Raw genomic sequence first — 14,953 nt, 5'->3', positions numbered from 1 at the left:
TCACCATCTGGTACGTAACCAGACGGTACATTAACCCGGTCCGCAACGGAGCGACAGGAGCGTTGGACGTGGTCGAGCACGGAAAGCCCCGCAAGGCAGCGGTGGCCGCCTGGGTCGGAAGCGCGTTGGAGTACTACGACTTCTTCATCTACGGCACGGCCGCCGCACTCGTCTTCGGCAAGATCTTCTTCCCCAGCTCGGACCCGGCGGCAGGCACGCTGCTGGCGCTGGCCACGTTCGGGGTGGGCTACGTCGCCCGTCCGATCGGCGCGTTCATCCTGGGCCACATCGGCGACCGGTTCGGCCGCAAGAAGGTCCTGGTCTTCACCGTGCTGCTGATGGGCGCCTCGACGTTCCTGGTCGGCTGCCTGCCGACGTACGAGCAGGTCGGCGTGCTCGCCCCGGTGCTGCTGGTGGTCCTGCGCCTGCTGCAGGGGCTGTCCGCGGCAGGTGAACAGGCCGGGGCGAACTCGATGTCGCTCGAACACGCGCCGGAGAACCGCCGCTCGTACTACACGAGCTGGACGCTGTCCGGCACGCAGGCCGGGCAGATCCTGGCGACCGCGGTGTTCCTGCCGGTCGCCGCGATGCCGACGGCCGCGCTGCAGAGCTGGGGCTGGCGGTTGCCGTTCTGGGCCAGCGCGCTGGTCGTCGTCGCCGCGTTCGTCATCCGGCGCAAGCTGGACGAGACGCCGGTCTTCGAGCGCGAGGTGGCCGGCAAGGGGCAGGCGAAGCTGCCGGTCGCGGTGCTGTTCCGCGACCACTGGGCCGACGTCCTGCGGGTCGTGTTCGCGGCCGTGATCGCCGCGGTCAGCACCGTCTTCACCGTCTACGCGCTGTCCTACGCGGTCAACTCCGCCGGCCTGGAGCGCACCCCGATGCTGTGGGTCGGCGTGCTCGCCAACGTCGTCGCGCTCGGCGCGATCCCGCTGTGGGCGATGCTGGCCGACAAGGTCGGGCGCAAACCGGTGTTCATCGGCGGGTCGCTGGGCTGCGGGGTGCTGATCTTCGCCTACCTCGGCGCGATCGCTTCGGGCAACTACGTGCTCGTGTTCGTCGTGGGCATCCTGATGTTCGGCGTCGTCTACAGCGCGACGAACGCGGTGTGGCCGGCGTTCTACGGCGAGATGTTCCCGGCGCGGGTGCGGCTGTCCGGCATGGCGATCGGCACGCAGATCGGGTTCGCGATCGCCGGGTTCACGCCGACGATCGCCGCCGCCATCGCCGGCGACAAGAGCGCGAACTGGGTGGGCGTCGCGATCTTCACCGCTGGTCTGTGCCTGGTGAACGTGATCGCGGTGCTGACCGGCCGGGACAACTACCGGGTCCCGACCGCCGACCTGGGCCGCAAGGACGCCGACGGCGGACGGGTACCGGTGGCCTCCCCGGGCGGGGCCCCCGCCTAGCGGTTGCGGGCGGCGTCGGCGGAGCGGCTCGGGAAGCCTGCGCGGTGCGGGCCGCCTCCGTCGACCGGCAGGACCGCGCCCGACACCCACCGGGCGCGGTCGCTGGCCAGGAACAACGCGGCGTACGCGATGTCCCACCCGGTGCCCTCCGTCTGCAGCGCCACGCCCTTCGCCCGCAGCTCCCGCATCTCCTCGGGCAGGTCGCGCGCCGCCATCGAGGACCAGATCGCGCCGACCCGCACGCAGTTGACCCGGATCCCCCGCGGTCCGAGCGTCGAGGCGGCGCCCTGCGTGAAGTGCTCCACACCGGCCTTGCCGATGCCGTACACCGTGCCGGGCCCGGCCGCGGTGACCGCCGCGGACGAGATGTTCACGACCGCCCCGCCGCCGGTCATCGCTTCCGCCGCGTGGCGCGTCATCATCCAGGCGGTCTTGAGGTTGAGCGCGATCAGCTCGTCCCACCGTTCCGGCGTGACGTCGAAGACCCCGGCGCGATCTCCCGAGGCGGCGCTGTTGACCAGCGCGTCCACGCCGCCGAACTCCTCGGCGGTGGCGGCGACGGCGTGCTCGCAGTCCTCGTCCCGGGTCAGGTCGGCCTGGATGAAGATCGCCTCCCCGCCGTCGGCCTCGATGTCGGCCACCGTCCGCTTGCCCGCGGCCGGATCGCGGTCCAGCACCGCCACCCGGGCGCCCTGCGCGGCGAACAGGCGGCTCACCGCGTAGCCGACGCCGCCCGCCGAACCGGACAGCCCGCCGCCGCTGACGATCGCGCGGCGGCCGGCCATCCACACTGGACCCGCCGCGGCCAGTGGGTCACCGGTCATCGTCGTCTCCCGGGTACGTCAGGTCGATCACCTGCTCGGGCACGCCGAGCGACTGGTGCAGGATGCCGCGCATGATCGGCTCCGGCGCCAGGCAGTCCGCGCACGCGGCCGGATCGGCCACCGAGATCCGCACCGCCACCCGGCCGCCCTCCTCGGCGACGTCGAGGGCGTAGCCGTCCGCGGCGAGCGTCGTGCGCATCGCCGCCAGGCCGGTCTGGTCGATCATGCCGTTCCCTCCACCGCCACCGCCTTGCCGGACCATTCGCCGAACACTCGCACCACCATCGACATCGCCGCGTTGCGGGAACCCGCCACGACCACCGGGACGTGCCGCGGCGACGGCAGGAACCGCTGGAACTCGTCGTCGCCGTCAGTGGACTCGGACGCGCCCCGCACGTGCTTCTCACCCGCGCTCTTGCCGGCACGCCGCAGATCCCGACCGGTGCGTCCGACGTGTTCGATCATCCACGCCTGCACGTCCTGTTTGGACATCCCGTTCTTGGCGAGCAGCTGGGCGTGTTCCGGCCCGAGCACCAGCCCGTAGGAGGCCTCGCGGAAGATCAGCGCGCCGGTGCGGGACATCGTGTCGGCCAGGTCCCACAGCACCTGCTCGTGGTCCTGCGTGTGCCGGTTGTCGACGTACTCGACGGTGCGCAGCAGCATCGCGGTGACCGCGCTGACCCCGTCCCCGAGCCCGGCCGACACCGACAGCGGCTCCCACGGGCTTTCCTCCTCGTTCTCGCCGAAGCAGATCTGCCACCGGCCCGGCAGCCCCTGGGTCGCCTGTTCGAGGACGTGCGGGTGGATGCCGAAGGCGTTGCGCACCATCAGGCCGATCGCGCGCGGCACTGTCGCGTTCGGACGGAAGCCGGGCCCGAACACGCCGCCGGTGCTGTTGAACCCGAGCTCCTGGCGCACCGGCCCGTTGACGACGAGCATCGGCGACGGGCCGCTGGTGCTCTGCCAGCCGCCGCCGCGGGCGGCGCGGTCCAGCATCAGCGCGTCCCACGCGGCCAGCACGACCGGGAAGTACTCGGGACGGCACCCGGCCATCGCCGCGCTGATCGCGGCCTGCTCGACGGTGCACTCGCGGTCCAGCTGCTCGACGCGGCCGATCACCTCCTCCGGAGCGCGGCTCGTGCGCGCCAGGAACTCATCGACCAATGGGCGCGACGCGGGCACCACCGGGAGCCCGTCGGTCCAGCCCTGCTCGTAGCAGTACTCGATCGCCTCCTGGGCGACGACGGGATCGGGCGCGGTCACGACGCCACCGAGGTCAGGATCGCGACGACGTCGTCGAGCGCCTCCTCGGCGCGCTTGCGGACCTCGTCCGGCCCGAGCACCGCCACCGGGTGCGGCGTGACGACGTAGCGGTAACCGGTCGCGTCACGCATCCCGGCCATCGCGTCGGCCGTCACGATGAACGCGTCGCTGCAGATCACCGCCGCCGGGATGCCGTGGCGTTCGAACGCGATCCCGTCCGCGACCGCGGAAGCGCTGCACGAGCCGCAGTCGCCGACGCCGGTGATCACCGCGTCGCAGGTCCTGGCCAGCTCCGCCAGCTGCTCCTCGGGGATCGGCATGGCGAACGCGGCCTTGGTGCGGGCGACCACCCCGGCCGCGCCGTGCCGCTCGACGAGCAGCCTGCCCAGTTCGGCGAGGAACGGCGCCGCGTTCTTCTTGGTGTTCTCCAGCAGCCCGATCGTCGCGCCGGCCAGCTTGAGCCGGTTCGGCGTGAGCACCGCGGCGCCCTGTGCGACGGCGCGCCGTCCGCCCGTCGGATCGAGTATGGCCTCAACCATCGGTGCGACTCCTTGTCTTCCGTGGGGCGGTGACCCCGCTTGCCGGTTCCGCGGCCGTGATCGGTAATGGCCTGACGCGTCACCGGAAGAAGGGACCTCCGCCTTGCCAGCCGATCTCCGCGGCAGCGCCGTGATCAACGCCCGCATCGACCGCCTCCCCGGCTGGGGACTGCCGAAGGCCGCGTTCGCGATCCTCGGCATCGCGTACTTCGTCGACATCTATGACGTGTCGATCGTGGGCTACTCGCTGCCCGTGCTGAAAGAGCACTTCCACCTGACGGCAACCCAGGTGACGGTCATGCTGACCGGAAATCTCGTGGCCACCGCGCTCGGCGCGATCCTGTTCGGGTTCCTCGGCGACATCCTGGGCAGGCAACGGTCGTTCTTCCTCGGCCTCGGCGCGTTGACCGTGACCGCGCTGCTGACCGCGATCGCCTGGGACACCCCGTCGCTGCTGGTGTTCCGCGTGCTGTCGGGGTTCGCCACCGGCGGCGGGATCGCGGTGGTGACCGCGCTGGTGCAGGAGTTCTCCCCGGCCGCGCGGCGCGGGAAGTACCTCGCCTACAACGTGTTCTGGTCCGGAGTGGCCGCGGTGGCCGCCGCGTTCCTGTCGACCGCGCTGGTGCCGGTGGCGAACGTCGGGTGGCGGATCCTGTTCGGCGTCGGGGCGGTCGCGCTGGTGCTGATGTTCTTCACCCGGGAGCCGATCATCCCGGAGTCGCCGCGCTGGCTGGCCACCCGCGGGCGGCTGGACGAGGCCGACCGCATCACGACCGCGCTGGAGCGCCGGATGGCGGCGGCCGGGCACGCGCTGCCCGCGGTCCCGGACGTGCCGCCGGACGCCGAGGGCGAGAAGTTCCCGCTGCGCCTGTTGTTCCGCCCGCCCTACCTGCAGCGCCTGCTGGTGGTGATCGGGTTCTGGTTCGGGGTGCAGTGGTCGGTGCGGGCGACGATCACGTTCCAGCCGACGATCCTCACCGAGTTCGGGCTGTCCCTGTCGAGCGGGACGATGCTGCTGGCGATCGGGACGCTGGCCGGGGTCGCGACCTACTGCGTCATGCCGTTCGTGATCGACCGGGTGGAGCGCAAGAAGCTGATCGTGCTGGGCCTGGCTCTGGCGACGCTGAGCCCGCTGCTGGTCACGGTCACCTCCGGCCACCCGGCCGCGGTGGTGCTCGGGTCGGTGCTGACGCAGGTCGCGGGGCCGATCCTGTTCGTGCCCGGCTTCTCCTACGCGGCGGAGGTGTTCCCGACGCACGCCCGCGCGAGCGGCGGTTCGCTGGCCGGCGGGCTGGGCCAGACCGGCGGGGTGCTGCAGTCGGTGGTGCTGGTGGCGGTCGCCGCGGCGGGCCCGCACGTGTCGATGCTGGTGCTCGCCGCCGGGTACGTGTTCGCCGCGCTGATCATCTTCTACCTGGCCATCCCGACGACGGGCCGTTCCCTGACGGCGATCAGCGCCGGGCGGGACTCGGCGGAGCGGGTGCGGGCATGATCGGTGCGTGCGCCTGGAGACCGACCGGCTGATCCTGCGGCCCCTCACGCCCGCCGACGCGGACCTCGTGGCCGACCTGAACAGCGACCCCGAGGTCATGCGTTACCTGGGCGACGCCGCCGCCGGGGACGTGGCCGGGCGGGAGGGGTACTTCGCCGCGGTCGAGAAGGCGAGCGGCGAGTTCACCGGCTGGTTCGAGTTCCGCCCGCTCGGCGGCGGCGAGGTGGAACTCGGCTACCGGTTGCGGCGGCGGTTCTGGGGCCGCGGCTACGCGACCGAGGGCGCGCGGGCGCTGATCGCCCGGGGGTTCGCCGAGGGCGGGGTCGAGCGGGTCGTGGCGTTCACCATGGCCGTGAACACCGGGTCGCGGCGGGTGATGGAGAAGTCCGGTTTGCGGTACGTGCGCACGTTCCACGAGGACTGGCCGGACCCGCTTCCGGGGGCCGAACACGGTGACGTCGAGTACGCTCTGGCCAAGGACGATTGGATACGACAGCACGGACTGCCATGACGACCGATCGCAATGTTCTGGGCGGCGAACTCGAGCCCTGCGGCACCGATCCGATGACGGGTTTCTACCGGGACGGGTGCTGCACCACCGGTGACGACGACCTCGGCAGTCACACGGTGTGCACCGTGGTGACCAAGGAGTTCCTGGAGTACCAGCGCGGGGTCGGCAACGACCTGTCCACGCCGCGCCCGGAGTACGGCTTCCCCGGGTTGCAGCCCGGTGACCGCTGGTGCGTGGTTGCCGCGCGGTGGCTGCAGGCGTTCGAGGCGGGGGTGGCCGCGCCGGTGGTGCTGGCGTCCACGCACGAGCGGGCGCTGGACGTCGTGCCGTTGGAGGCGCTGCAGCGGCACGCGGTGGACGTGCCGGCGGACCCTAGTTCGCTGACCTGACGGAACGCCGCACGAGCACGGCGGTCAGGGCGATCGACCCGAGCACGGCAGGCACCTCCAGCAGGAGGGAGTGCCGGTCGGCGAAGTCCGGTTCGATGAGATCGCTGGTCAGGATCGGCACCGCGGTCCCGACGGGCACGCGGTCGCCCGGGTCGGTGCGGATGGTCAGGGTGCCGCTGCCGCAGGCGAGGGTGTGCACGAAGCCGTAGTGGTGGTAGCGGGCGCCGGTCTCGATCATGACGCGGTCGGTGACCGTGCACGTCTCGGCCTGGCCGAAGGCGCGGAGGGCGAGCCCGCGGCCGGCGACGGTCAGCGCGGCGAAGAGGAGTGCCGCGCTGATCAGGCCGGCGACGAGGGCCCACCACCGGCCGTTCGCGCGGCGGGCGGTGCCGAGCGCGAAGGCCGCGCCGCCGGTGAGTGCGAGCGCGATCGCGGCGAGGGTGCTGTGTGGTGGGAGGACGAAGAGGGCGGCCCCGAGGACGATCGCGGCGAGCCCGGCGGGCGCGACGTGGCGGCCGGTGCGGATGCCCAGCCTGTCCGTGATGTCGAGGACCATCGGCTGACTCTAGCCACATGTGGCGCGAAATCGGAGACCACATAAAGTGACCGCGTGCGTGGCGAGGGCTACTACGACCTGCTCGGGGTGGACCGGCGTGCCTCGACGTCGGAGATCAAGTCCGCGTACCGGCAGCGGGCGCGCTCCGCGCACCCGGACGCCGGTGGTTCGCCCGACGAGTTCCAGGCGTTGCGGCAGGCCTACGAGGTGCTGGTGGACCCGTTGCAGCGCGCGGCGTACGACCGGGCGCTGGATCGTGCGGCCGCGACCTCGTCGCCGGTGCGGGCGCGGCGGCCGGGGCGGAAGCTGGGTGAGGACCCGAGTTTCACGGCCGAGTTGCCGGTGCTGGACCCGGATGCGCTGGAGTGGTGGGACGCGGCTCGGGAGAAGGCGCGGACCGGGGACCGGGCGGCGCCTGGGCACGCTCCGGCGGCGTTGTTGCTGGCGTGGTTGCTGCTGGTGGTGCTGCCGATCATGGCGGGCGCGCTGGCTGTCGCGGTGTGGCTGGTGCTGGCGTCGGCGGTGGCGATCTGGTTGGTGCGGCAGCACCGGGAGATGGCGCGGGCCGAGCGCGCGGTGGATGACGAGTTCGGTGGCACGGTCGTGTTCGGCGCGCCCGGTTCGGAGCCGGACCAGTGGGGCGAGCGGTTGACGGCGGAGCTGCTGGAGCGGTACCTGACCCGGTTGCCGGGGGCGCGGATCTTCCATGGGCTGGCTTGGCCGGGTTCGGTGTTCGCCGACATCGATCACGCTGTGCTCGCGGGGCGGCGGCTGGTGTTGATCGAGTCGAAGACGTGGTTGCCCGGGCACTACGCGGCTGACGAGTACGGGGAGCTGTGGCGGGACAACCGTCGTTTCCGCGGCGGGGCGACGCAGCTGCCGGAGGCTCTCGACGCCTTCCGCGCGTTGTTGCCGGGCGCGGAGATCCGGGGCGCGTTGATCGTGTACCCGAGCCGGACGGGCGAGATCACCACCGACGAGGACTTCGACGTGCCCGCGCCGCCGATGACGCCGGACCAGTTCGTGCAGGTGATCGGCGACTGGCTGGCCGCCGAGCCGGCGCGCGTGGACGTGCGGCTGCTGCGCAAGGTGCGCGCACAGGTCGTCTAGGCCACGAGGTACGGCTCGAAGCAGTAGACGGCCGCGCGGTTGGGCCGCTCGGCGACGAAGGTGCCCTTGGACGGGATCGTGCGCACGAGCCCACGGTCGCGCAGGACCTTCGTCGCGTGGCGGCAGGTGCCGAGCGAGACACCGTACTGCCGGGCGAGCGTCTGTTCGGCCGGCAGCGGCGTGTTGACCGCGAGCTCCCCCGTCTCGATGCGACGGGCCAGGTCGTCGGCGACGAGGTCGTAGAGGTAGGCGGGGCCGGTGGCGGAGAGTTCTCTGTTCACCCCTCCACGGTAGCATAGAAAAGACAAAAAGTCGGCTCGGCGGGACCGTTGGTAGGCTGCGTCGCTGTGACGATGGAGGAGGCACTGGACGCCCGGCTGCGGGCACTGGCAACGCGTGTCCGGCGGCTGCGGCGGGACCGGGACCTGAGCCAGGCCGACCTCGCGGACCGGGCCGGGGTGTCCCGCTCGGTGATCGCCGAACTCGAACGTTCGAGACTCGCGCAAGGCTCCCCCCGCCCGACGCGCAACATCACGCTCGACACACTGTTCCGCCTGGCCGAGGCAATGGGAGTGCACCCGGCGGAACTGCTGGACGACCGGGACCGGTGAGCACCACCAAGAAACCGCCGGCCGGCAACGCAAGCCGGCAACGAAAAGCAAGCGACTACCCCAACCAGACCTCCCCCACCAGCGACACGCAAGCCGGCAACGCAACAGCACCGACCATCGAACCAGACCTCCCCCGCCCCCGATCCACAGCCGATCTTTAGTCGCCGACCAGGGTTGTCAAGGCACGCTTTCCCGCCTTGACAACCCTGCTCGGCGACTGAAACACAATCAGGCATCGGGGGCGGGGGTGGTCGAAAGGTGACCATTCGAGCGCCGTGAGGCGCATTTTCCGCGCGAAGGCGCGGCTTTAAAGATCAAAAGATAGTCCTCGCCGGACGGGCAGGCTCCGGGATGACCAGGGGACCGTTGTCATCTCACCTCGGGTGGGTGGCTGGGTGGTCATCCCGTCGCCTTCCGGTTTTGTGCATATCACCTTGACCCAGGGCCGCAAGGTTGGCATGTCAACTCACGCGGGCGCGGAGGTTGCGGCCCTGGCTCAAGGTGATGGCGCCGGTGTCAGGCGACGGGATGACCACCCAGCTTCCTTGGGTTTTGAGCCCTGGCGCTTTCGCCGTCAGTATCCGCGTACCGCGTTCACCTGCACGCGCAGTGCCTGCGGATACGCCTTCGAGAACGCCTCCAGGCTGCCGCTGATCGACTCCATCGCTTCGCCGTACTTGGCTACGTAAGCGGGGTTCTCGTGGGCCGGGGGTTGTGTGTCGGCCGGGTGGGCCAGGCCGCGGAACACCACGATGTCCCCGCCCTGCTCGTTGCTGTTGAAGTGGAGCGCCACCTGCGGCCGCTCCTGGACGTGGGACAGCCGTTTGGCGTGCGCGGCGTTGTAGATCAGGAACCCGCCGTCGTCCCACACGAACCACACCGGGTTCGGCTGCGGGGTGCCGTCGGCGCCGGTTGTCGTGAACCAGACGACCCGCTCGTGCTCGAGCCGTTCGCGTACCCGCTGCCCGAACGGGCTGGACGGGTCGGGAAGAACGCCATCTGCCATACCGTCCAGCGTAGTGGCCGGGCTCACTTCCGCGGCAACTCCGTGGACCGCCCGTGATAGTCATTCGGGGATCGAGCGCCGGAAAGGATCATCGATGCGTCTGCTGCTGCTGTCCAACTCGACCGCGCCCGGACGCGGCTACCTGGAGCACGCCACCGACGCGCTGGGCGAAGTGCTCCAGGACGTGCGTCGCCTGGTGTTCGTCCCCTTCGCGCTGGCCGACCACGACGGTTACACGGCCACGGTCGCCAAGGCGCTCGCCCCGTTCGGCGTCGAGGTCGCCGGCGCCCACCAGGATGATCCGATCCGGTTGCTGAACTCCGCGCAGGCCGTGTTCACCGGGGGCGGCAACACGTTCCGGCTCCTGCGCGAGCTCTACCGCCGCGAACTGCTCGCCCCGATCCGCGACCGCGTGGCGCACGGCACCGTCTACATCGGATCGAGCGCGGGCACGAACGTCGCCTGCCCCACCATCCGCACCACCAACGACATGCCGATCGTGCAGCCGCCCACGTTCGACGCGGCCGGGTTCGTGCCGTTCCAGATCAACCCGCACTACCTCGACCCGGACCCGGGCTCCACGCACATGGGCGAGACCCGCGAGGAGCGCATCGAGCAGTTCCTCGAGGAGAACGACGTGCCGGTGCTGGGGCTGCGCGAGGGCACCTGGTTGCGCCGCGAGGACCAGAGCCTCACCCTGGGTGGCGACGAAAGCGGCGCCCGCCTGTTCCGCCGCGGTTCCGAGCCGGCCGAGTTGCGGCCGGGCGCGAACCTCGGCGACCTACTGGCGAGCGAAATCGCCTGAGCCCGCGAAAATTGATCAAGCATTTTCCGGAACGCGCGGCAGTGCGCCTCGAATCAAGGCCGGTCCGCATCATTTTCCACGCGTTTCCGACAGGGGCGAACCACACCCGTCAATAAAAGGTTCAACAGTGTTTCAGCAGCCGAGACAACCGTTTGCTACATTCGGATGACGATGCTTCGTGCCCGCTCCGGCCCGTGCCTACCATGGTGCAACTGCGAGCGACGGGATGCGATCATGACCACGCACATCGATTTTCGCCCCGCGGACAGCTGCTTCGGCTGCCTCGTTCCCCACGAGCAGACCCCCGCCGACGAGGAATGGTGTTTCGACGCGCAGGGCCACCCGCTTTGCGGGCAATGCGCCCGCGACGAGCAGATCATTCACGAACCGTGGACGGGCCCACCGGAGGCGCACCGCGCCGAATGGGATTTGGTGCACGACCTGTCGTATTTCCTCCATTGACCTACCGCGCACCGCGAACTGTGCCGGGTGAGCTAACCTGAGCAACGCCAATGGCGTCGAGGTCAGCTTGTGCGGGGAGGTGAGCGCGATCGCGGACACCACGGCCCGCCCCACCGTGAGCAGGCGGCGCGAGGTCAGCCACACGAGCGCGCGGTCGGTGCTGATGACCGTGCTCGGCGAGTTCGTGCTGCCCCGCGACCGCCCGGTGTGGACCTCCACCCTCGTCGACGTCCTCGGCATGTTCGGCGTCGAGGAGAAGTCGGCCCGCCAGGCCCTGGCCCGCACCGCGGCCGAGGGCTGGCTGGTGTCACAGCGGCAGGGCCGGCGCGTGCGCTGGTCGCTGACCGCGCCGGGACGGCGGCTGCTGACCGAGGGCGCCGAGCGGATCTACGGCTTCGGCCGCGCGGACACGCCCTGGGACGGCACATGGCTGATGCTGCTGGTGTCGGTGCCCGAGACGAAGCGGGACCTGCGGCACAGCCTGCGCACGCGGCTGACCTGGGCCGGGTTCGGGTCGCCGACGCCCGGAGTGTGGATCTGCCCCGACCCGAGCCGGCAGGACGAGGCGAACTCCATCGTGCGTGAGCTGGGACTGGACGCGGAGGCGATGTCGTTCGTCGCGTCGTACGGCCGGATCGGCGACGAGGACGCGATGGTCGCGCGGGCCTGGGACCTGACGGCCCTGGAAGAGCGCTACGAGGACTTCATCGACGAGTTCGCCGCGCTGGCCCCCGAGTCGGGCGAGGCGGTGCTGCACGCGCAGACCCGCCTGGTGCACGAGTGGCGCCGCTTCCCGTTCCTCGACCCGCGCCTGCCGGGCCGTCTGCTGCCCGACGGCTGGAGCGGCGCCAAGGCGGCGGAGCTGTTCCACCGCAGGCACGTGGAATGGCGGCCGGTCGCGCAGCGCCACTGGGACACGCTGGTGAGCGAGGAAGAAGCGGCCTAGTCCGGCAGGTTCCCGTCGCCGCCGAGGTTCGCTACCATCCGCCGCAGGACGTTGATCGTGGTCACGAAGTCGCCACGGTCCACCCCCTCGTGCATCCGCTCGTGGACGCGCGCGTTGCGGTCGCGGGCCCGCAGGCGGCCGGCCTCGCCCGCTTCGGTGAGGGTCAGGCCGTCCCGCTCGACCAGCCAGCCCCGCGCGATGAGGTCGTCGAAGACCGCGTCGAAGTCGATGCCAAGGTCGTCGTAGCGGGCGAGGCGCCGGACGAGCGCCGCACGGGTCCACTCCCCCGGCCTGCCCGCGACGTGGTTCAGCGTCCACCAGTGCGGCTGGGTGAGGTCCTCGACCGCGAGCGCCTCCCGCAATGCACCGACCACGAGCCGGTACGCCTCGCCGCTCCACGCCCCAATGGGCTGGGCGGCCACTTCTTCGTCGCTGTACTCCTTGATCACGAGCCGACGGTAGAACCTCCAGCGAACTGGAGGTCAACTACAGCTCCCAGACCCCGGACTCCGGCTGCCCGAGCCGGATCGCCGTACGCCGCACCGCCTCGGCGGCCCGGTCCTCGTCCACGCCGCCCGGCACGAACACCACGGCGACGCTGCCCGCGGCGCCATGCGCGAGCCGGACGGGCGCGGCGATCTCGGTGAGCCCGGCGTGGATCTCGCCGACCGTGCGGACGTACCCGGTCTGCCGCGCCCAGCCGACCTCAGGACGCTCGTCCGGATGTGCGGGACCCGTGGACTGAATCGCCAGGCCGCACGCCCCGCGGTCCAGCGGCGCCCGCGTCCACGGCTGGTAGGCGACGGCGGCGCGGCGGCGATCCGGTTCGACGGTCACCACGGCGACGACCTGACCACCTCGTGGCACCGCGAAGAACGCCGTCGCGCCAACGGTGTCGGCCAGCTCGCCGAGCACCTCGTGCAGGCGGGCCTGGGCGTCGCCGAGGACGGTCCGCGACAGCACGAGCAGCCCGAGCCCGAGCGTGTAGCGGCCTTCCGCGGTGCGCCGCGCCAGCTGGCGGTCCTCCAGCGTGCGCAGGATCCGGTAGACGATCGAGCGGTGCAACCCGGCGGCGTCGGCGATCTGGTGGCTCGTGCGCGGCTGGCCGTCGGCGAGGACGTCCAGCACGTCGAGCGCCCGGTCCAGCGTCTGCGCGCGAACGCCCGGCTTGGTCTCCACCCCGCTCCCCTTCGTTGCCCGCGTCACTCTAACACGCTAGGCTGCTCGCATATCGAGCTCAGAACACCGATCAACGCTCGATATCAGAGCTGCTGCCTGGGGAGGCTTCGTCGTGCCCGAGACGTCGCTCGATGACCACCCGGCCGTCGACCCGGCGCACTTCCGCCGCACCATGGGGCGGTTCACCAGCGGCGTCACGGTGGTCACGACGGTCGACGGCGAGCACGTGCACGGCATGACCGCCAACGGCTTCCTGTCGGTCTCGCTTGAGCCGCCACTGGTCCTGGTGTCGCTCGGGCACCGGTCGCGCATGGCCGGCCTGCTGCGCCGCACCGGGCGGTACGCGGTCAGCGTGCTCGCCGGCGACCAGCAGGACCATTCGCGGCACTTCGCCGGGCAGCCGGTGCCCGGGCTGCGCCCGGAGTTCCACCACCACGACGGGTTCGCCTTCCTGGACGGCGCGCTCAGCCACATCGGCTGCGACGTCGTCGAGGTGCACCCGGCCGGGGACCACCTGTTGTTCCTCGGCCGCGTGACCCGTCTGTCCTATTCGGACGTCGAACCGCTGGTCTTCTTCACCGGTTCCTATCGCGCACTGCACTGAACGAGGAGAGTTCTCAATGGCGGGAATCGGCATCGTCGGCGCCGGGATCGCCGGCCTGCACCTGGGCCTGCAACTGCGGCAGCACGACGTCCCGGTCACCATCTACAGCGACCGGACCGCGGAGCAACTGGCGGGCGGCCGCCTGCCCAACAGCGTCGCGCACCACCACACGACGGTGGCACGCGAGCGGTTGCTCGGCATCGACCACTGGGACGCCGAGGAGTACTTCTACTTCGGCCACCACCACTACATCGGACTGCCGGACCCGTTGTCGTTCCCCGGTTTCTTCACCGCGCCGTCGCGGGCGCTGGACTACCGGATCTACCTGCCGCGGATCCTGGGCGACTTCACCGACCGCGGTGGCGACTTCCAGGTGCGGCCGGTCGAGCCCGCGGACGTGGCGGAGCTGTCCGACCGCCACGACCTCGTCGTCGTGGCTTCCGGGCGGGGCAGCCTGAGCGCGATGTTCCCGCGCCGGGCGGACAAGTCGCCCTACGACAGCCCGCAGCGCAAGCTGTGCGTCGGGCTCTACGAGGGCATCGCGCATTCCGAGCCGCGCGGAGTCACGATGAGCATCTCGCCCGGCAACGGCGAGCTGCTGGAAATCCCGATCTTCTCGTTCGCCGGGCACGTCACGGCGCTGCTGTTCGAGAACATCCCCGGCGGCGACACCGAGGTGCTGGCCGAGGCGCGCTACGACGACGACCCCGCCGCGTTCGAGAAGCTGGTGCTGGAGAAGACGCGGCAGCACCACCCGCGGACGTTCGAGCGGATCGATCCGGCGAAGTTCCGGCTCACCGGGCCGCAGGACCTGCTGCAGGGCGGTGTCCTGCCGTCCGTGCGGGAGGACTACACGCGGCTGCCCAACGGCAAGTACGTCGTCGCGCTCGGCGACGCGCACACCGTGGTGGACCCGGTGGTCGGCCAGGGCGCGAACTGCGCGTCGTACTCGGCCTGGGAGCTGGGCCGGACCATCCTGGAAGACCAGACCTTCGACGAGCGGTTCTGCCGGAAAGTGGCGCTGCGGCGGGAGAACGTCGTGCACGCGACGGCGGACTGGACCAACCTGATGGTCCGCGTGCCGCCCGCCCCGCACCTGCTGCAGCTGCTCGGCGCGATGTCGGCCAACCAGGCGGTGGCGGACACCTTCACCGACAACTTCAGCCACCCCGACCGCCAGTGGGACATCCTCGCTTCGCCCGAACGGGTGCGGAAGTTCCTGGCCGGGCACGGGATGGCGGACTGAACTG

Annotated in this window: 20 protein-coding genes; 11 read left to right on the top strand and 9 right to left on the bottom strand. The window is 71.0% G+C overall.

The features are described from left to right. The first annotated feature begins 68 nt into the window (after nucleotides 1–68). On the top strand, nucleotides 69–1,406 hold the full coding sequence (locus AMYTH_RS0135850; RefSeq protein WP_157360718.1) for an MFS transporter: 1,338 nt from the start codon (nucleotides 69–71) through the stop codon (nucleotides 1,404–1,406). Here the strand turns inward: AMYTH_RS0135850 and AMYTH_RS0135845 are convergent. The 4 genes from AMYTH_RS0135845 to AMYTH_RS0135830 are packed head-to-tail and all read right to left on the bottom strand — an operon-like array spanning nucleotide 1,403 to nucleotide 4,032. Then, nucleotides 1,403–2,230 (bottom strand): SDR family NAD(P)-dependent oxidoreductase, encoded by an 828-nt coding sequence (locus tag AMYTH_RS0135845; protein WP_027934258.1) that lies wholly within the window; start codon nucleotides 2,228–2,230, stop codon nucleotides 1,403–1,405. The two genes, AMYTH_RS0135850 and AMYTH_RS0135845, sit on opposite strands and share 4 nt — an antisense overlap. Next, a complete protein-coding gene (locus AMYTH_RS0135840) occupies nucleotides 2,220–2,456 on the bottom strand; it encodes an ADP-ribosylation factor GTPase-activating family protein (RefSeq protein WP_017984607.1) in 237 nt (78 codons plus the stop codon). The genes AMYTH_RS0135845 and AMYTH_RS0135840 overlap by 11 nt, the downstream gene beginning before the upstream one ends. After that, complete coding sequence (locus AMYTH_RS0135835; protein ID WP_027934257.1) at nucleotides 2,453–3,493, bottom strand: hypothetical protein; 1,041 nt, start codon at nucleotides 3,491–3,493, stop codon at nucleotides 2,453–2,455. Before AMYTH_RS0135835 ends, AMYTH_RS0135840 begins: the two co-directional genes overlap by 4 nt. Beyond that, complete coding sequence (locus tag AMYTH_RS0135830; RefSeq protein ID WP_027934256.1) at nucleotides 3,490–4,032, bottom strand: UGSC family (seleno)protein; 543 nt, start codon at nucleotides 4,030–4,032, stop codon at nucleotides 3,490–3,492. The genes AMYTH_RS0135835 and AMYTH_RS0135830 overlap by 4 nt, the downstream gene beginning before the upstream one ends. 103 nt (nucleotides 4,033–4,135) lie before the next feature. Here AMYTH_RS0135830 and AMYTH_RS0135825 point away from each other — a divergent pair, with 103 nt between their 5' ends. From AMYTH_RS0135825 to AMYTH_RS0135815, 3 genes are read left to right on the top strand one after another with little or no spacing between them, the layout of a single operon-like run. Continuing rightward, on the top strand, nucleotides 4,136–5,524 hold the full coding sequence (locus AMYTH_RS0135825; protein WP_037322943.1) for an MFS transporter: 1,389 nt from the start codon (nucleotides 4,136–4,138) through the stop codon (nucleotides 5,522–5,524). Nucleotides 5,525–5,531: 7 nt separating this feature from the next. After that, nucleotides 5,532–6,035: a GNAT family N-acetyltransferase gene (locus tag AMYTH_RS0135820; protein WP_027934254.1), complete on the top strand. Its 504-nt coding sequence runs from the start codon at nucleotides 5,532–5,534 to the stop codon at nucleotides 6,033–6,035. Next, on the top strand, nucleotides 6,032–6,424 hold the full coding sequence (locus AMYTH_RS0135815) for a DUF2237 family protein (RefSeq protein ID WP_017984611.1): 393 nt from the start codon (nucleotides 6,032–6,034) through the stop codon (nucleotides 6,422–6,424). Before AMYTH_RS0135820 ends, AMYTH_RS0135815 begins: the two co-directional genes overlap by 4 nt. Here the strand turns inward: AMYTH_RS0135815 and AMYTH_RS0135810 are convergent. Next, nucleotides 6,408–6,980: a hypothetical protein gene (locus AMYTH_RS0135810; protein WP_027934253.1), complete on the bottom strand. Its 573-nt coding sequence runs from the start codon at nucleotides 6,978–6,980 to the stop codon at nucleotides 6,408–6,410. The genes AMYTH_RS0135815 and AMYTH_RS0135810 overlap by 17 nt on opposite strands. 54 nt (nucleotides 6,981–7,034) lie before the next feature. Between AMYTH_RS0135810 and AMYTH_RS0135805 the strand changes: the two genes are divergently transcribed. Continuing rightward, nucleotides 7,035–8,090, top strand: coding sequence for a J domain-containing protein (locus AMYTH_RS0135805; protein ID WP_027934252.1), 1,056 nt, complete (start codon nucleotides 7,035–7,037; stop codon nucleotides 8,088–8,090). Here AMYTH_RS0135805 and AMYTH_RS0135800 read toward each other — a convergent pair. After that, complete coding sequence (locus tag AMYTH_RS0135800) at nucleotides 8,087–8,371, bottom strand: winged helix-turn-helix domain-containing protein (protein WP_027934251.1); 285 nt, start codon at nucleotides 8,369–8,371, stop codon at nucleotides 8,087–8,089. The two genes, AMYTH_RS0135805 and AMYTH_RS0135800, sit on opposite strands and share 4 nt — an antisense overlap. Nucleotides 8,372–8,443: 72 nt before the next feature. Between AMYTH_RS0135800 and AMYTH_RS0135795 the strand changes: the two genes are divergently transcribed. Next, nucleotides 8,444–8,701, top strand: a complete 258-nt coding sequence (locus AMYTH_RS0135795) for a helix-turn-helix domain-containing protein (protein WP_027934250.1) — start codon at nucleotides 8,444–8,446, stop codon at nucleotides 8,699–8,701. A 574-nt stretch (nucleotides 8,702–9,275) separates the two neighbouring features. Here the strand turns inward: AMYTH_RS0135795 and AMYTH_RS0135790 are convergent. Continuing rightward, entirely contained in the window at nucleotides 9,276–9,707 is a 432-nt protein-coding gene (locus tag AMYTH_RS0135790) for a TIGR03667 family PPOX class F420-dependent oxidoreductase (RefSeq protein ID WP_027934249.1), read from the bottom strand. 94 nt (nucleotides 9,708–9,801) lie between these two features. Between AMYTH_RS0135790 and pepE the strand changes: the two genes are divergently transcribed. The 3 genes from pepE to AMYTH_RS0135775 all read left to right on the top strand — a co-directional run bounded on the left by pepE (nucleotide 9,802) and on the right by AMYTH_RS0135775 (nucleotide 11,920). Further along, nucleotides 9,802–10,512, top strand: a complete 711-nt coding sequence (gene pepE, locus AMYTH_RS0135785; RefSeq protein ID WP_027934248.1) for a dipeptidase PepE — start codon at nucleotides 9,802–9,804, stop codon at nucleotides 10,510–10,512. A gap of 234 nt (nucleotides 10,513–10,746) precedes the next feature. Then, a complete protein-coding gene (locus AMYTH_RS0135780) occupies nucleotides 10,747–10,974 on the top strand; it encodes a hypothetical protein (protein WP_027934247.1) in 228 nt (75 codons plus the stop codon). A gap of 115 nt (nucleotides 10,975–11,089) precedes the next feature. After that, nucleotides 11,090–11,920, top strand: coding sequence for a PaaX family transcriptional regulator (locus tag AMYTH_RS0135775; RefSeq protein WP_255346897.1), 831 nt, complete (start codon nucleotides 11,090–11,092; stop codon nucleotides 11,918–11,920). Here the strand turns inward: AMYTH_RS0135775 and AMYTH_RS0135770 are convergent. Together AMYTH_RS0135770 and AMYTH_RS0135765 are read right to left on the bottom strand one after the other, a co-directional pair. Continuing rightward, nucleotides 11,917–12,369: a hypothetical protein gene (locus tag AMYTH_RS0135770; RefSeq protein ID WP_027934245.1), complete on the bottom strand. Its 453-nt coding sequence runs from the start codon at nucleotides 12,367–12,369 to the stop codon at nucleotides 11,917–11,919. The two genes, AMYTH_RS0135775 and AMYTH_RS0135770, sit on opposite strands and share 4 nt — an antisense overlap. Before the next feature lie 37 nt (nucleotides 12,370–12,406). After that, a complete protein-coding gene (locus AMYTH_RS0135765) occupies nucleotides 12,407–13,126 on the bottom strand; it encodes an IclR family transcriptional regulator (protein WP_228685099.1) in 720 nt (239 codons plus the stop codon). A gap of 85 nt (nucleotides 13,127–13,211) precedes the next feature. Here AMYTH_RS0135765 and AMYTH_RS0135760 point away from each other — a divergent pair, with 85 nt between their 5' ends. Together AMYTH_RS0135760 and styA are read left to right on the top strand one after the other, a co-directional pair. Continuing rightward, nucleotides 13,212–13,703, top strand: a complete 492-nt coding sequence (locus tag AMYTH_RS0135760; RefSeq protein ID WP_027934243.1) for a flavin reductase family protein — start codon at nucleotides 13,212–13,214, stop codon at nucleotides 13,701–13,703. A 16-nt stretch (nucleotides 13,704–13,719) separates the two neighbouring features. Next, nucleotides 13,720–14,949 (top strand): styrene monooxygenase subunit StyA, encoded by a 1,230-nt coding sequence (styA, locus tag AMYTH_RS0135755; RefSeq protein ID WP_027934242.1) that lies wholly within the window; start codon nucleotides 13,720–13,722, stop codon nucleotides 14,947–14,949. Nucleotides 14,950–14,953 lie beyond the last annotated feature (4 nt).

The sequence above is a fragment of the Amycolatopsis thermoflava N1165 genome, assembly GCF_000473265.1.
Classification (GTDB): domain Bacteria; phylum Actinomycetota; class Actinomycetes; order Mycobacteriales; family Pseudonocardiaceae; genus Amycolatopsis_E; species Amycolatopsis_E thermoflava.
This window is presented reverse-complemented; position numbering and strand designations above follow the sequence as displayed.